This is a genomic window from Massilia atriviolacea, assembly GCF_003953935.1.
GTDB lineage: Bacteria > Pseudomonadota > Gammaproteobacteria > Burkholderiales > Burkholderiaceae_D > Telluria_A > Telluria_A atriviolacea.
This window is the reverse complement of sequence record NZ_RXLQ01000037.1, coordinates 1-15,635: the sequence shown is the minus strand read 5'-3', so window position 1 is coordinate 15,635 and position 15,635 is coordinate 1. Positions and strand designations below refer to the sequence as shown.

Below are 15,635 nucleotides of genomic sequence, written 5' to 3'. Positions count from 1 at the left end.
CGTTGGCCTTTGCGCCGCGGGGTTTTTTTTCGTCCAAAAATTGATCCAGCCTTGCGCAGCGAGGAATGTCCTGTTCCCGTACTCTCCTGATTATGGCCAGGTGGCGGAACAAGGTTTTCGCCAATCATTCTTTTGAGGTAAAGAGGTGACATAAGACGTCCCTGACTGACTATCATTCAATCGTCCTGACTTTCCCAAAACTACCTGGACTATCAAATTTCTCCGGTACATACCATCCATGCTGGTCGTTGGATGATTCCACTGCGAAGCCGCAAATAAATGATTTGAAGTGGGGTGTGTTGATCAAGCCTCTATGCATCTGATGCTTGTTTTTGAATTTCGCACCTGCGAATGCAGGAAGATGACTTGTTCCGCAGCACAGGATTACCTTTTCATAAACAACTAACTCTGTTGCAATTTGTCTTTCCCAAGATTCATTTGCATCTACGATGCGTTTTCCAAGCAAATATTGTTCTCTATCGCACGCTTCCCTGTAGATGCTTTCAAGCCCATCCGCTAATACGAATTTGCTGTCTTTAATTGCATTAATTTCTTTCTCCGTGCTCAAGCTTAAATCGTCTTCACAGCCTCTTATGTCTGCGCCATGCTTCTTTAAAATTGCGAAATTTCTTTGGTCATTTTCAACGATTTCACCATTCCTAGGTCCTTCGACAAGGATCAGCACTTGGTGTTTAGTTAGAACCAGTGCCAACCTCTCGACAGCGGCTTTCAAAAATTCCAGACTCTTCTGACCATGTTTAACATCACCAAGCAAAAGGCATCGGTCAGTCTTGGAGTCAAGGAAAGAGGCTAACGTCAGGTCAAATTTGAAACTCATCTTCGTGCTCCTTGATAGGTGACAAGCGCCGAGCGCGAGAGTGGGACGATGAAAATTGGGAGGTGTCCACAGGATAAGGCCGACGCAGTCAGCCTCGGAGGCCTTCGACTATCTGCGCGTAAGCTAGCTTAGCAGCGGTCAACTGTTGGCATAAGTAACCTTGCCGTAACATGCTTGCAGCAAAGCCACATTGCGGAACGGCTGTCGCAGGTGTTGCGCTATCCGGCCCTGGCAGCTGACAGCAGCGGGCTAAAGCCGCATCGCATACGGGCGCCGCTCCGCTGGCGCGTGGCAGCTGACAGCGTCAACAGGGATGGTGGATTTTGTACAGAGGGATTCGCATGCGGACCTCGAAGCCAGACAGTCCGCTTGAGCGCAATGCTTATGAGAATGGCCGTGGAAAACGTTCGATGTGCTTGATTCTTTGCCAAGTGCCGCGTGCGATTCACTAATTGCGCAACACGTGTTACGTCAGAACTCATTGCAACTCGGGCGTGGATATCATCCCTGCTACTCGTACTCGACGAACGACTGTGACGGCACCGTCGCTCCGAACGCATGACCCCATCAATGCTGCTGCCCAGGAAGGAGATGTGCGTCCCTGGGCAGCCATTTACTTCTACTTTTTCTGAAGATTCATATGGGCATGAGACGCAACAACCGCCGCCAAAAATGAATGACTGCGCGGTAGTTCACTGACCAGCTGCTGAATCGCTTCCCATTTTTGTTGCTGGTAAAGCGAAAGAAACAGAGCGTTCAGCGCATAGTCCTTACTTCCGGTTTCGATTTTATCGGTGTCGACGATTTTTCTCGCTGCGGATTCTACGGCGATCGGGTTGCGAGTCGACAGGGCTTCCATCAGATCAAGCAGAGACCTGTTCGTTTCCGCCTGGCTCGACGCGCACAGTTGGCTGCGCAGGTAGGCAATCATCGGCTTTGCTTCTGCCTCGCTGATGTTGGGCAGTGTCATCGCAGCAAGCGACTGCAACTCCGCTCGCCAACCCGCTTGAGCGACAGCGTCCTCACACGCAGGTTTCGTCTGGAGGACCGTCAGCATGCCGTAAACGGACTGGGACGGCATGGCGGTCCTGGCGCCACCGGCAAGGTAGCGCGCTGCCGCGCGGCCCTGTTCCGATTGCTTGCGCGGCGAGTAATACGAGGTGAGCTCGTTGTCCGATTCGATCACGGTTCCCATGTAATTCACGCCAGGCAAAGGAACGCCGCTCATGTGCAAGCTAGTGACGTGGTTGTAATTCCCCCCCACAATCCTGGCCCGCAGGGCATTCTGATCCACATACGGGAAGAAATCCGAATTCACCGGCGCGCCGGACAAGGTAAAGGCGGGATGCAGGAATTCGCGTCGGCCGATTTCGTGTTTATGTACATCGTTGATCGATGTCCATCCGACCCTCGCCATGGCGGCTGCCAGGGCTGGATTCTCCAGGCCTCGTGCACTGAGCTCGGGAAGCTGGCCTTCGACTTTTGCCACGATCACCATCACGCCGTTCGTCGAACCGTAGATCCGGTAGTCTGAGAAATTATCTCCCAGCGCTCGCATAACCGAGGAAACCAGTATTGGCGTATTGCCGTAAGTCGGTACCCACTGCACCAGCACGCCATCGCGAGACAGGTGGCGGAGCATGCGCTGATAAAACTCGGTGGTAAACAGGTTGGATACACCGCTGACCCATGAATCGGACGGTTCCGAGATGACGAGGTCATAACGGCTTTTGTGCGCGGAGAAAAAGCTCTTGGCATCGTCGATATGAATGTGGCTGCGCGGATCGCTGAACACACGCGAGGACGCTTTCCCGAAAAGCTTTGCACCGTCGACCATCGCGCTTTCGATTTCAACGATGTCGAGTCGCGTAAGCTGGTCGCTGGCCAGCAGCACATCGGCGCTCATGCCTGCCCCCATGCCGATCATCGCGGCTGTCTTGGCATGCGGACTGATCAGCAGCGGCAGGGCGCCCAGCATCACTTGCGTCGGTTCGTCAGCGGTTGGCGCGACACCTTTGGTCGACATATAGCTTGCGTCCGGCTTTCCATTGGTGCCGATCACCAGCATGCCGTTTTTGCGGGTGACATCGACGGTGGCGGTGCGGCCATCGCGGTGCATTAATACTTCCAGGTCGTCCAAGGAATTCTTATTTCCCATGCGGAAAATGCTGGAACTCATCCATTTCGCATCGAATGCCGGTGCAATGTAAGTCCCGATCGCAGACACGATCATGACGATGACTGCAGCGAATTGCCATTTTCTGTGCGCACTGCCGCGTCCAAGCAGATACACTGCCAAGACCATGTCCAGTGCCGCGCCGATAATGATTGCGTTCTTGAGTCCGGTAAGCGGCAACAGGACCATGGAAGCGAGTATGACCCCCATGATGGCGCCCAAGGTATTGAATGCGTAAACGCGACCGATCGCCGATTCGCCGGCCCCCCCGCGGAACAGTACCAGGGTAATCAGCGGCAGCGTCATACCGGCCATGAATGTGGTGGGAAGCATTACAAACATCGATAGCAGATGGCTGCTGCTGTTAAACATCAGGTAACCCGCTTCGGTCGGTTGCAGACCACGGAACAAGGCGCTCATGAACTTCATCAATTCGTTGTAACCCAGCACCGTGCTTAGTGCAAACAAGCCCATCAACAGCTGGATGACGCCCAAGGCGACCAGCGGTTCCTTATAGTTGTCGATACGCTTGCGCAGCCACAAGCCCCCGAGCGCCAGGCCAAGGATAAATGACGACAACATCAGTTCAAATGCATGGGTGGAAGCGCCGAGCACCACGCTGAGCATGCGGATCCAGCTAATTTCATAAATAAACGACGACAATCCTGTGATCAGCGCGACCACAAGCATCGGACGCAGCAGCGGTGTGCTCGCGACTGACGCCTGCGGCACATGGCTGGACTGTGTCAGCTTGCCGTGAATGCCATAGACGGCGATGGCCAGCACGACATTGATCAGAGCGGCTGTCATGATGGTGCCTGGCAGGCCCACAGCTTTGACGAGAATAAAACCACTGGTTAATACGCCTGCCACGGCTCCGATGCTGTTGGTGAAATAGAGCATCGAGATGGAGCTGCCTGGCGTTTTGGGAAAGGCACGTAAGATACCTACCGACATCAGCGGAAAGGTTGCTCCCAGCAGCAGGGTTTGCGGCAGGATCAGGATGCCGGCAAAACACCAGCGGATCAGCTCAACGGCCAGCGGTGCCTGCACCCCGGGGATGACGGAATCGAACACAAAGGTGTTTGCCGACAAAAATATCTTATGGAAAAATAAACCGGATAAGCCGATGGCAATTTCCACGGCCGCGTACGCCAGCAGCGGCTTTTTGACGCGGTCCATATAGCGACCTGCCAGCCAGGCGCCACCGGCCATGCCTCCCATGTACATCGCAAGTACCAATGCCTGTGCGTAGGCCGCATGTCCCAGGAAGAACTTGAGGTAGTTGGTCCAGATCGCTTCATAAATCAGGCCCGAGAAGCCGGAGAAAGCAAACGCCGCGAATAGAGCGTATTGTAGTGGTGCAATTGGCCGCTGATGCATTAGCTATCCTATAAGAGGAGACGGGGGAAAAGATGGCGGCCAGTGTAACACTTGCTCTGAGGTATTATGCGAGATGTTCTTTGAGGGTGTGTCAATTTGGCAATAGGGAGAAGACCACTCATGGGCAGGCTGGCTATCCGCAAACATCCTGCTTGGCTTCAGCGGACTCAAGACCGCGCTGGGTGCAAATCTTTTTTCCCGTTCATCTGATTAACAACAAAATCGTCGGCGTCTGCACAGTCGAGGCGGACACGCTGGCGTGCCCGCCCCGCTTGCCGACATAACTAAAACACGATTTCCTTGCTGCCGAACAGGCGCTCGGCCGGGATGCCTTGGCCGCCGCATAGCGCGAGGAACTTGTCCGACTCCGTCAGCTGGATGCTGTCGGGCTTGTACTGCAGTCCCATGATGTACTGCATCCACGGTTCCTGTCCCATCGCATACACGAACACGCGTGCCGGCGTGATCCTGGACAGGATGCTGGCGGCGCGGTCGCAGTCGGCGCCCGACAATCGCCGCGATTCATTATTGCGGCGTGCAATCGGTTTCCCGAGCAAGGGCTCGTACAGCCAGTTCAAGGGCGCTCCATGGCATTCCATGCCGATAAACAAGGCATCGACCGGACCGACGATGCGCATGATGCGCTCGTACAGCACCGGATCGCGGCCGTCCGAATCCACCAGGAACATGAATTTCTTGCCGCCCAGGGCCAGCGCGATGGCATGCTTGCTATAAATCGGCAAGTCCGCGTGCTCGCCAGTGAAGGGCAGGCTTAAAATGTGACCGCCTGGCACCGCGACCCGGTCCAGCGCATCGAGCACGTCCACATTCTCGAAGCCGAGTTCGCGCAGCACCAGCTTCATCGACGGGTCGGCGACATTGCCGCTGTTATTGGCCGGCACGATGACGCGCTTGATGCGGTGCCTCAGTTGCAGCAACATTTCTGCGCTGAAGTGATCCTGATGCGAATGCGTGATCACCACATAATCGATCACGGCGGGCAAGTCATTGATGGTCAGGCGGTGATCGTCCTTGTCTTCGATACTCACGAACGGATCGAACAGGATGGTGGTGTCGCGCGTCTGGAACAGCACGCAGGCGTGCCCGAAGTAGCGCATCCGCACACCGTCGCCGCGCCAGTCCTGCGCCCCTTTGCTGTCCGGCGCGCGGCTGGTGAACAGGCTGTCGAACAGGGGCCGCCGGGCGTCTTCCACCTCCAGCAGGCGCGCGATCTGGTCCAGCGGGGCGGCCTTGCTGCGCATGGAAGCCAGGGCGTCGATGCGCGCATCCTTGAACGACATCTTGAAGGAGATGCTGTCCGGGGTCGCCACTCGTGGCGTACTCATGAAGAAGTGGCGCTGCTGTTCGCCGGTGGCCTGCAGCATGATTTCTTGCGTGCCCGGCGCCAGGTCCGCTTCGTACAGCAGCGATTCGAATACGCGCACCCCGGGCCGGTGCTGGATGTCGTACAGCAGTTCGACCAGGCCCTGCAGCGACTGCGGCAGTTGCCCGTAATATTCATTGAGCGAAAATCCGGCCGCCTTTTCCTGCAGCAGGGCGTCGAGGCCGCGCAGCTCTTTCGCAAACCGGATCAGGTCGGCGCACTGGAGCTGTGTGTCGGCCAGCAACTGCCTGACCTGGGCGACGTCGTCCTCGCCCAGGCTCACAAAAGGCCCGCCATACATTTCCGGATCGCTGTTGGCGCCGATGTGCACGGCGGGATTGGTGGCAAACGATTCGAGCAGCGGCAGGATGCGGTAGGTGATGTGCAGCGCCAGTTGCGCCGGTCCGATCAGATAGGACCAGGCGTACCAGCGGCAGACCAGCGGCTCGAGCTTGACGTCCGGTTTGAGGAATACAGGGAGCGCGGCGCTCGCATTGACGACGGTGGACACGATTCATTCTCTCCTAAAATAGGCACAGGGCGGGACCGGCCGGCTGGCCGGCAAACTCGGGCGTGACGCGGCCTCCCTCTCGCTGACGGGAACAGGCGGCACTTGCTCGATACTGGATGGCCGGACGGAACGGTCCGGCCGGCGGCTTACTTTGCGTAACGCAGGTTGACGAAGCCGATCACCTCGTCCTGCCAGCGAAACGCATCCACCAACGATTGCAGCAGGATGGCGCTGGCACGCGGACCGAGATCCGCGCCATCGTCGCCCAGCAGCATGATATTGCTGCGCGGCTCGCTCACCCGGTTCAGGCCGATGGCGCCGTCCGTCACCGTCATCTGCCAATCCCAGCCGATGGTCAGGGCCGGCGGGCCCTCGGCCACGAACTCGGCATAGCCGGTGATCGCGGTCGGCGTGGCGCCATCCGCGCACAGCAGGGGGCCGTCCTCATCCAGTCCGGATACCAGATGGGAGAGCGTGTGCGTCTTCAAGTGCGCGAGCGTAGTGCGAACATATCCGTCGCATGAAAGTAGTAGCATAGGTGCTGATAAAAACGTCAAGAGAAACCCAAGCCGAGACCCAAGTCGATAGTCCACGCACTGTCATGAGAACAAAGTAACAACTTTGTTCAGATTTGAACATGTGGCGGCATTATGCGCCGGATCGGCCTGGCTGCGTGAACGTCCTCCTGTTTATGGCGATGCCGCATAGCGGCGCCGCAAATGTTGCAAGGTCTGATCCTGCCATGCCACCCCGTCGATAAACGAGGCCAGCAAGCCGGTGGTGGCCGGTGCGCCCAGCGCCGCGTGCGAGGCCGTGTGCAGCATCACGTTACTGCTCGGCATGCTCACCCGCTTCAGCAGCACGCTGTGCCGGTCGGCCAGCATTTGCCAATCCCATCCGATACTCAGCAGCGATCCCGCGACGCCGGTCCACTCGGTGTAGCCGGTGATCGTGGTTTGCACCGCCCCGCCGACGAGCGGCAGCGGCGTGTCCTCGTCCAATCCAGAAATGCAATGCACCAGGCGGACGGTGTGCAACTGCGTCGCCGTGAGGCAAATATAATCCGCGTCCGACATCATGCCTCCCTTGTTCCTGGTGCCGACGGCCGTGCCGCGTCGCCGCGCTGCGCCGCCTGCCGATTGAGCGGGCTCAGGCGTCGCGCGGACCGACTTCGATCCAGCAAGCGAAGATCGGATGGCCGTTGATGATCATCGGCGGCCCGGCGCGGTGCGCATGCACGCCGGTACGGCGCAGCAGACGCTCGATGCCGATCGGCGACACCGTGATCAGGCGCTTGGCCCCGTGCGCCGCGGCGCAGGCGATCGATTCGTGCAGCAACTGCGCGGCGATGCCGGACGAAAACTGGGCCAGCGCGGACATGGTGCGGTTATTGAAGTCGACCGACGCAAAGCGGGAAAGTTCCCACACATCGTCGCTGCACGGCACCGGCAAGCCATTCATCAATTCCGGAAACACTTCGCCCAGCAGGTAGGGACGGTTGGTCGGCAGCAAACGCGCGCAGCCGTTGACCCGGCCGTCGTCGTCGTGCGCCACCAGGTACAGGGTGTCGGGACGGTCGAACTGGTCCAGTTCCTGCCCATCCTTGGTCTTCAGGTCCCAGCCGAGGGTCTCGACGAAGACCTTGTGGCGGTAACGCGCCACGCTGGACAGCAAGTCGTCGGAAAGTGCGTTGGTCTTGCCAGTAATAACATTCATCCCTGCTCCAGTGGTCTTATGCATCGGATTATCGAGATGCCATTGGATACTTTTTCGACCTATTTCGGAACTGTCATGTTTTACAGTCGGCCTGGAAAACTGACCACAAGGGAAAACTTTGCTTCCTTACCACATCTAAAATTTTTTTGTTTTGACAAGTCCCAGACCCACTGGTATCTTTTTTTAATCGTAACGATTTCATACCAATTGCATACCTGAAGCAAGATTTCTCGGGATACCGTTGGTAAGCGACGCGAACAAGACGACAGCAGGTGTCCATGTTTGCAACTGCCGTAGAGCAAAGCGGACGACCTGGCTTGTCAGCATGTAAGCGAGGTCCCGGATGATAACCATCGTGACTGAGAGCGTCGTTTGAATAGCAAATTCGTGGAATGGCAGGCGTCCCAGACGCAAGCCTTGATGACAGCGTCGACCGACGACGCTTTTGCAACCCTGCTGGCGCTGGCCGCCCGCGAGCTCGGCTTCGAATACTGTGCCTTCGGCATGCGCATGCCCTTGCCGCTGTCGAATCGCAAGCTGTTCATGGCCAACAATTACCCGACCGCCTGGCAACAGCGCTACGGCGAGGCCAACTATCTGACAGTCGATCCCACGGTGGCGCACGGCATCAAATCGGTGGTGCCCCTGGTCTGGGGAGAGACCGCCATGCTCGACACCGAGCGGCCCTTCTGGGAAGATGCCCGCGCGCACGGCCTGAAGGTCGGCTGGGCCCAGTCCTCGGTCAGCGCGGCCGGCACGGTCGGCATGCTGACCCTGGCCCGCTCGAACGAAGAAATTTCCGCAGCCGAACTGAGCGAGAACGCGATGCGCATGTCCTGGCTGGTGCACATCGCGCACGAGGGCATGGCCCACCTGGTGGCCGCCAAGCGCAAGGCCGAACAGCCGATCCTGCTGACCGCGCGCGAGATCGAAGTGCTGCGCTGGACCGCCGACGGCAAGACCTCGAACGAGGTGGGCCAGATCATGGCGATCTCCGAACGCACGGTCAATTTCCACATCACCAATTCGCTCGAAAAACTCGGCGCCAACAACAAGACCGCCGGCGTGGTCAAGGCAGCCATGCTGCGCCTGCTGTAAGCGCGCAGCAGGCGCTTCTCCTCCTCCTTTTCGCCAACGCAGGCGCAGGCTCCGGCCCCGCGCCGGCGTACCTGCGCGCATCCCAGGGCCGTGCGCGCTGCCGCATTTGGCGCCGCGACAGTCCCGACTGTCAAACCTTACAGTTATTGCCATCGGCGTAATGACGTTTAATGAACGTAATGAAATTCATCATGACGCAGGCACGACAGCGTGGCAGTGAATGACATTGCAGCCGGCCAGGCCGATCATCTTGCACCGCTCCTGAACTGAACGGGTACCCCTTATGTTTGCATCCAGCATCACCGTCCCGATCGTCGCGACCACCACGGCAACAGCGGCGGCCCCACCCGACTGATTCACCCATTCCCGGCATCGTCCGGGCGGCGCCTGCGTGGCGCACCATCCCCGAGTAACCATTTGTGCCCCTACACGCGGGCGAGGAGACGTATTGTGAAAAATAAGCTATATCCGATTGGCGAGGCCCCGCCGCTGGGGGAAGTTCCGTCCGACATGTATGCCTTCACGGTACGCCGCGAACGCTTCGGCCCGCCCAAGGACAGCATGCAACTTGAGGTAGTCCCGGTGCCCGAGATCGGCGCTGACGAGGTGCTGGTCTACGTCATGGCGGCGGGCGTGAACTACAACAACATCTGGGCCGGGCAGGGCGTGCCGCTCGACGTGATCGGCATGCGCCAGAATGCCGGCGAGGAAGTCGATTTCCATATCGGCGGCAGCGACGCCTCGGGCATCGTCTACCAGGTCGGCAAGAACGTGCGCACGCCGCGCGTGGGCGACGAAGTCGTCATGCACTGCGGCACCTGGGACGCGGAATGTCCGGTCGTCAAGGACGGCGTCGATCCGATGTTCTCGCCCACCTTCAAGATCTGGGGATACGACCGCAACTGGGGCAGCTTCGCCCAGTTCACCAAGGTCCAGGCGCACCAGTGCATGCCGCGTCCCCAGCACCTGAGCTGGGAAGCCTCGGCCGCCTACATGCTGGTCGGCGCCACCGCCTACCGCATGCTGTACGGCTTTCCGCCCAACATCGTCAAGAAAGGCGAGCCGGTGCTGATCTGGGGCGGCGCGGGCGGACTGGGCTCCATGGCGATCCAGATCTGCCGCTCGGTCGGCGCGATTCCCATCGCGGTCGTGTCCGAGAACAGCAAGTTTCAGTACTGCATGGACCTGGGCGCCAAAGGCTGCATCAACCGCAACGATTTCAGCCACTGGGGCATGTTGCCGCACTGGTCAGACAAGCCCGGCTACGACAGCTGGATGAGCGGCGTGCGCGCCTTCGGCAGCGCCTTCTGGAAAGTGCTGGGCGAAAAGCGCGCCCCCACCATCGTCTTCGAGCATCCCGGCGAAATGACCATTCCCACCTCGCTGTTCCAGTGCAGCTCGGGCGGCATGGTGGTCACCTGCGCCGGCACCAGCGGCTACAACGGCACGGTCGACGTGCGCTATCTGTGGACGCGCCAGAAGCGGCTGCAGGGCTCGCACTTCGCCAACGATGTCCAGGCCAAGTGCTTCAACGACCTGGTCATGGACGGCAAGGTCGATCCCTGCCTGTCGCGCACCTTCGAATTCAAGGAAGTGCCGCTTGCCCATCAGATGATGTTCGAGAACGTTCATCCACTGGGCAACATGGCGATCCTGGTCGGGGCGCCCAGCCGCGGCCTCGGCAAGCGAACCTCATTGCCCGACGCGGCGCATGAAGCGCAGGCGGCACAGGCGATCCGCGAGATCCCCGCTGTCCACGAAACCCATGACGCCCACGAAACCCCGGAGGCCGAGGTCCTTCCGGCCTGACGCCGCCGGGCCGGCGATGCGCGCCGGCCTTCGCAGTGACCGCACCGGGCCGCCGTCCGGTGCGCTTTCGAACCACCATTTTGAAGAGATATCTTATGTCGGCATCAGACGCAGGGATTGTTTCAGGCGACGATACAGCGCTTCCGCTGTCTTCCGTTCAGCAACTCGTCTTTCTGGACCAGCTCCTGCATCCCGATTTGCCGATCTATAACATCGGCATGGCCTGGCATATCGCCGGTCCGGTCGATCCGCTCCTGCTGGCGCAAGCCATCAACAGCGTCGCCAACGGCAACGATGCCCTGCGCCTGCTGTTCAGCGAAGAAAACGGCCTGGCGCGCCAGCGCATCCTCGACAGCGTCCATGTCGAGCTGCCGGTGGTCGATTTTTCCGGCCAGCCCGATGCCGACGCGCGCGCCCGCGCTTACATGAACGCCGCCTTTGCCGCGCCGTTCAAGCTGTTCGACGGGCTGGCCTGGAGCGCCGAGCTGGTGCTGGCGGGCGAGGCCGGCAGCTACTGGTTCCAGCGCTACCATCACCTGGTGACCGACGGCTACGGCATGTCGATCATCGCCCATGCCGTCGCCCATGCCTACCAGGCCTTGCTGGCGCAGGCCCCGGCCGCGCCGGCCGGCCCTTCGTATGCCGAGTTCGTCGCCGACGATGCGCACTACCTGCAGTCGGCCCGCTACGGGCGCGACCGCGATTTCTGGCTGGAGCGCTTCGCCCGCCTGCCCGCGCCGCTGCTGGCGCCGCGCCTGGCGGCGGCAGGGCAGGGCGGGCCGGCCCCGAGCGGACAGCTCGACTGGCAACTGCCGCGCGCGCGCTACGACGCGTACACCGCCTTTGCCAAAGAGCATGGCCTGAGCATGCCGCAGTTGCTGCTGGCGGCGATTGGCGCCTGCTTCGCGCGCATGGCCGACGTCGACGAGGTGGTGGTCGGCGTTCCCGTGCACAACCGTGGCGGCGCGCGCCAGAAACAGACGGTCGGCATGTTTTCCTCGATCAGTCCGGTCGGGATCCGGGTCGACCGCAGCGCCTCCTTCGTCGCGCTGATGGGCGAGGTAGCGGCGGAAATGCGGCGCTGCCATCGCCACCAGCGCTTTCCCGTGGCCGAGCTCAACCGTGCGCTGAAGCTCGCCCGCGATGGACGCGAGCAACTGTTCGACCTGACCCTGTCGGCCATGAGCTTTAATGGCGACAACAGTTTTGGCGGCGCACCCACCCGCGTGGTGCCGCTCGAACATGGGCTGGAACGCACGCCGCTGGCCATCGTGCTGCGCGACCACCACGCCGGCGCCGACGTGACGGTGGAATTCGTCTTCAGCAGCGCCTGTTTCGACGAGGCCCAGGTGCAGGCCATCCAGGCCCGCATCGCCCTGATTCTCGATGCCGCTATGCAAGCGCCGGACACGGCCATCGACCAGCTCGCCTTCCTGAGCGACACCGAACTGCGCCAGGTGCTGGTCGATTTCAACGCCACAGAGCGCGGCTTGCCGCATACGCACTGCATCCACAGCATGTTCGAAGCGCAGGTGGCGCTGAGCCCGGATGCGCCAGCCCTGTCGTGCGGCGCCGACACCCTCAGCTATGCCGAACTCAACCGGCGCGCCAACCGCCTGGCGCACCATCTGCGCGCGCTGGGCGTGCAGGCCGACCAGCGCGTCGCCATCTGCGTCGAACGCAGCATCGACATGATCGTCGGCCTGCTCGGCATCCTCAAGGCGGGCGCCGGCTACGTGCCGCTCGACCCCGCTTATCCGGCCGAGCGCCTGGCCTTCATGCTCGGCGATTGCCAGCCGGCCGCCGTGCTGACCCAGGCCGCGCTGCGCGACAAGCTGCCGCCCTCGTCCGCCACGACGGTCGTGCTCGACAGTGCGGAAGCGCTGGCTGCGCTGGCATCCCGGCCGGAGCACAAGCCGGACGTGCCCGGCCTGTCGCCCGCGCACTTGGCTTACGTGATCTACACCTCCGGCTCGACCGGCTTGCCCAAGGGCGTCATGGTCGAGCATCGCCATGCTGTCAACCTGCTCGCCTCCCACATCGAACTGTGCGGCATGGGGCCGGGCGACCGGGTGCTCCAGTTCGCTTCCATCGGCTTCGACGCTTCCGTCACCGAGATTTTTCCGGGCCTGGCGGGCGGCGCTTGCATCGTCCTGCGACCTGCGCACCTGATGCTGCCGGACCGGGAATTCATCGCGTTCCTCGATGAACAAGGCATCACCGTGACCGATTTGCCGACCGCCTTCTGGCACCAGTGGGCAGCCGGCAATATCGCGGTCGGACAGGCCTTGCGCCTGGTCATCGTCGGTGGCGAAAAGGCCGAGCTGCGCCACCTGCGCCACTGGATGGCGGCGCCATGCACCGCCGGCGTGCGCTGGATCAACACCTACGGCCCCACCGAAGCCACCATTTACGCCACCGCCATCGCCTACGAGGCAGGCTCGGCCCTCCCGGCGGCCGAGGTGCCGATCGGGCGCCCGGTGGCCAACACCCAGGTCTACCTCCTCGATGCGCACGGCCGCCCGGTGGCGCCCGGCATGAGCGGAGAAATCCACATCGGCGGGGCGCAGGTCGCGCGCGGCTACCTGAACCGTCCGGAATTGACGCAGGAAAAATTCATTGCCGATCCATTCAAGCCGGGCGGACGCCTGTACAAGAGCGGCGACCTGGGGCGCTGGCTAACTGATGGGAATATCGAATATCTCGGCCGCAACGATTTCCAGATCAAGATCCGCGGCTACCGCATCGAACTGGGCGAGATCGAAACCCGCCTCGCCGCCTGCCCCGGCGTGCGCGAAGCGCTGGTAGTCGTGGGCGCCGGCCAGCGCCTGGTGGCCTACCTGACCACCGAGGCCGGCAGCAAGCCGACGGTGGCCGACCTGCGCAGCCGCATGGCGGAGGCGCTGGCGGACTACATGGTGCCGTCGGCCTTCGTGCTGCTCGATGCGTTTCCGATCAATACCAACGGCAAGATCGACCGCAAGGCCTTGCCGGCGCCGGACATGGAGGCGGTCCTTACCTCGCGCTACGAGGCGCCCCAGGGCGAGGCGGAGTCGGCCATCGCGCAGATCTGGCAACAGCTGCTGGGCCTGGAACAGGTCGGCCGCAACGACCATTTCTTCGAGCTGGGCGGTCATTCCCTGCTGGTGGTCAGCCTGATCGAACAACTGCGCCAGCGCGGCTGGCAGACCGACGTGCGCAGCGTGTTTTCCGCACCCACCCCGGCCGGCCTGGCGCGCCTGCTCGCGACGGCACAGGCCGGCGTGGCCGTCGACACGCGCCGCATCCCGGACGCTTGCCAGGCCATCACGCCCGACATGCTGCCCCTGGCGGCGCTGACCCAGGACGAGATCGACGCCATCGCCGCGCGCGTGGCGGGGGGAGCGGCCAATATTGCCGACATCTACCCGTTGTCGCCTTTGCAGAAGGGCATCCTGTTTCACCACATGCTCGACAGCGAGGGCGACCCCTACCTGCTGCGCCTGGTCCTCACGGTCGACAGCCGCGTCCGCCTCGATGCCTTCCTCGGCGCATTGCAGACGGTGATCGACCGCCACGATATCCTGCGCACCGGCATCATCTGGAGCGGCCTGCGCGACGCCGTACAGGTGGTGCTGCGGCACGCCGCCTTGCCGGTCGAACAGATCGAGCTTGCCGACGGCCAGGATGCCTTGCAACAACTGCTGTACACGGTCGACCCATCGCGCCTGCGCATGGACCTGCAGCGCGCGCCCCTGCTGGCGGCGTACGTGGCGGTCGATCCGCTCAGCGGCGAATGCCACCTCGCCCTGCTCAATCACCATCTGATCGGCGACCATGTGTCGCAGGAACTGATCGTGGCGGAAATCCAGGCCATCCTGCAGGGCGAGCCGGACAGCTTGCCGGCGCCGGTACCGTACCGTCACTTTATCGCGCAAACCCTGGCGGCGGACGAGGCCCGCCATGCCGACTACTTCCGCCGGCAGCTGGGCGATATCGACGAACCGACCGCACCGTTCGGCCTGATGAACGTGCAAGGCAATGGCGCCCAGGCCGGCGAAGCCACGCTGGCGCTGGAAGACGCGCTGTCGCTGCGCATCCGCGAAATGGCGCGCCGCTGCGGCGTCACGCCGGCGGTGCTGTTCCACGTCGCATGGGCGCAGGTGCTGGGCCAAACCAGTGCGCGCAAGGACGTCGTTTTCGGCAGCGTGCTGCTGGGGCGCATGCACGGTGCCGATGGCGCCGACCAGGTGCTGGGCATGTTCGTCAATACGCTGCCGGTGCGGCTGTCGCTGGCCGGCCTGAGCGTGCGCCAGGCGGTCGATGCCGCGTACCGGCAGCTGACCGATTTGCTGGAACACGAACAGGCGCCGCTCACCCTCGCGCAGCAATGCAGTGCGGTGGCGGCGCCGGCGCCGCTGTTTACCAGCTTGCTCAATTATCGCCACAGCCATGCGCAGGGCGGCCAGGCTGCGCGCCTGGTCAGGAACGGCATTCGCACGCACTCGCTGGCGGAGCGGATCAGTTATCCTGTGGGTATCTCGATCAACGACCTGGGAACCGGATTTTCGATCACGTCGCAGTGCGACGGTGTCGATGCGGCCCGCGTGGCGGCCATGCTGGCACAGGCTGCGCAGGGATTGACGCAAGCGCTGGCCGACGATCCCGCGCGCTTGCTGTCGTCGCTCGACGTGCTGCCGCCTGCCGAGCGTGAGCTGGTGCTGAACGGCTTCAACGAGCG

Annotated in this window: 9 protein-coding genes; 3 read left to right on the top strand and 6 right to left on the bottom strand. The window is 61.6% G+C overall.

Annotated elements, in window-relative coordinates:
* Nucleotides 1-172: 172 nt before the first annotated feature.
* The 6 genes from EJB06_RS31070 to EJB06_RS31045 form a co-directional block, all read right to left on the bottom strand.
* Nucleotides 173-838: a hypothetical protein gene (locus EJB06_RS31070; RefSeq protein WP_126077898.1), complete on the bottom strand. Its 666-nt coding sequence runs from the start codon at nt 836-838 to the stop codon at nt 173-175.
* Between the two features lie 619 nt (nt 839-1,457).
* On the bottom strand, nt 1,458-4,397 hold the full coding sequence (locus EJB06_RS31065) for a fused MFS/spermidine synthase (protein WP_126077897.1): 2,940 nt from the start codon (nt 4,395-4,397) through the stop codon (nt 1,458-1,460).
* 284 nt (nt 4,398-4,681) lie between these two features.
* The gene (locus tag EJB06_RS31060) at nt 4,682-6,292 is read right to left on the bottom strand and encodes an MBL fold metallo-hydrolase (protein WP_126077896.1); all 1,611 of its coding nucleotides are present in this window, start codon (nt 6,290-6,292) and stop codon (nt 4,682-4,684) included.
* Between the two features lie 146 nt (nt 6,293-6,438).
* On the bottom strand, nt 6,439-6,828 hold the full coding sequence (locus tag EJB06_RS31055; RefSeq protein WP_126077895.1) for a DUF4902 domain-containing protein: 390 nt from the start codon (nt 6,826-6,828) through the stop codon (nt 6,439-6,441).
* Between the two features lie 153 nt (nt 6,829-6,981).
* On the bottom strand, nt 6,982-7,371 hold the full coding sequence (locus EJB06_RS31050) for a DUF4902 domain-containing protein (RefSeq protein WP_126077894.1): 390 nt from the start codon (nt 7,369-7,371) through the stop codon (nt 6,982-6,984).
* A 70-nt stretch (nt 7,372-7,441) separates the two neighbouring features.
* Entirely contained in the window at nt 7,442-8,008 is a 567-nt protein-coding gene (locus EJB06_RS31045; protein WP_126077893.1) for an acyl-homoserine-lactone synthase, read from the bottom strand.
* A 372-nt stretch (nt 8,009-8,380) separates the two neighbouring features.
* On the opposite strand from EJB06_RS31045, the gene EJB06_RS31040 reads away from it, so the two are divergent.
* From EJB06_RS31040 to EJB06_RS31030, 3 genes are all read left to right on the top strand, one after another.
* Nucleotides 8,381-9,106 (top strand): helix-turn-helix transcriptional regulator, encoded by a 726-nt coding sequence (locus tag EJB06_RS31040; RefSeq protein WP_229427375.1) that lies wholly within the window; start codon nt 8,381-8,383, stop codon nt 9,104-9,106.
* A gap of 450 nt (nt 9,107-9,556) precedes the next feature.
* A complete protein-coding gene (gene ccrA, locus EJB06_RS31035; RefSeq protein WP_229427374.1) occupies nt 9,557-10,915 on the top strand; it encodes a crotonyl-CoA carboxylase/reductase in 1,359 nt (452 codons plus the stop codon).
* Between the two features lie 197 nt (nt 10,916-11,112).
* Nucleotides 11,113-15,635 (top strand): non-ribosomal peptide synthetase (locus EJB06_RS31030; protein ID WP_229427373.1); only part of this gene is annotated, 4,523 nt, incomplete at its 3' end.

Coding starts and splice junctions, on each gene's coding strand:
- EJB06_RS31070 (WP_126077898.1), bottom strand. CDS start 838: ATGAGTTTCAAATTTGACCTGACGTTAGCCTCTTTCCTTGACTCCAAG.
- EJB06_RS31065 (WP_126077897.1), bottom strand. CDS start 4,397: ATGCATCAGCGGCCAATTGCACCACTACAATACGCTCTATTCGCGGCG.
- EJB06_RS31055 (WP_126077895.1), bottom strand. CDS start 6,828: ATGCTACTACTTTCATGCGACGGATATGTTCGCACTACGCTCGCGCAC.
- EJB06_RS31050 (WP_126077894.1), bottom strand. CDS start 7,371: ATGATGTCGGACGCGGATTATATTTGCCTCACGGCGACGCAGTTGCAC.
- EJB06_RS31045 (WP_126077893.1), bottom strand. CDS start 8,008: ATGAATGTTATTACTGGCAAGACCAACGCACTTTCCGACGACTTGCTG.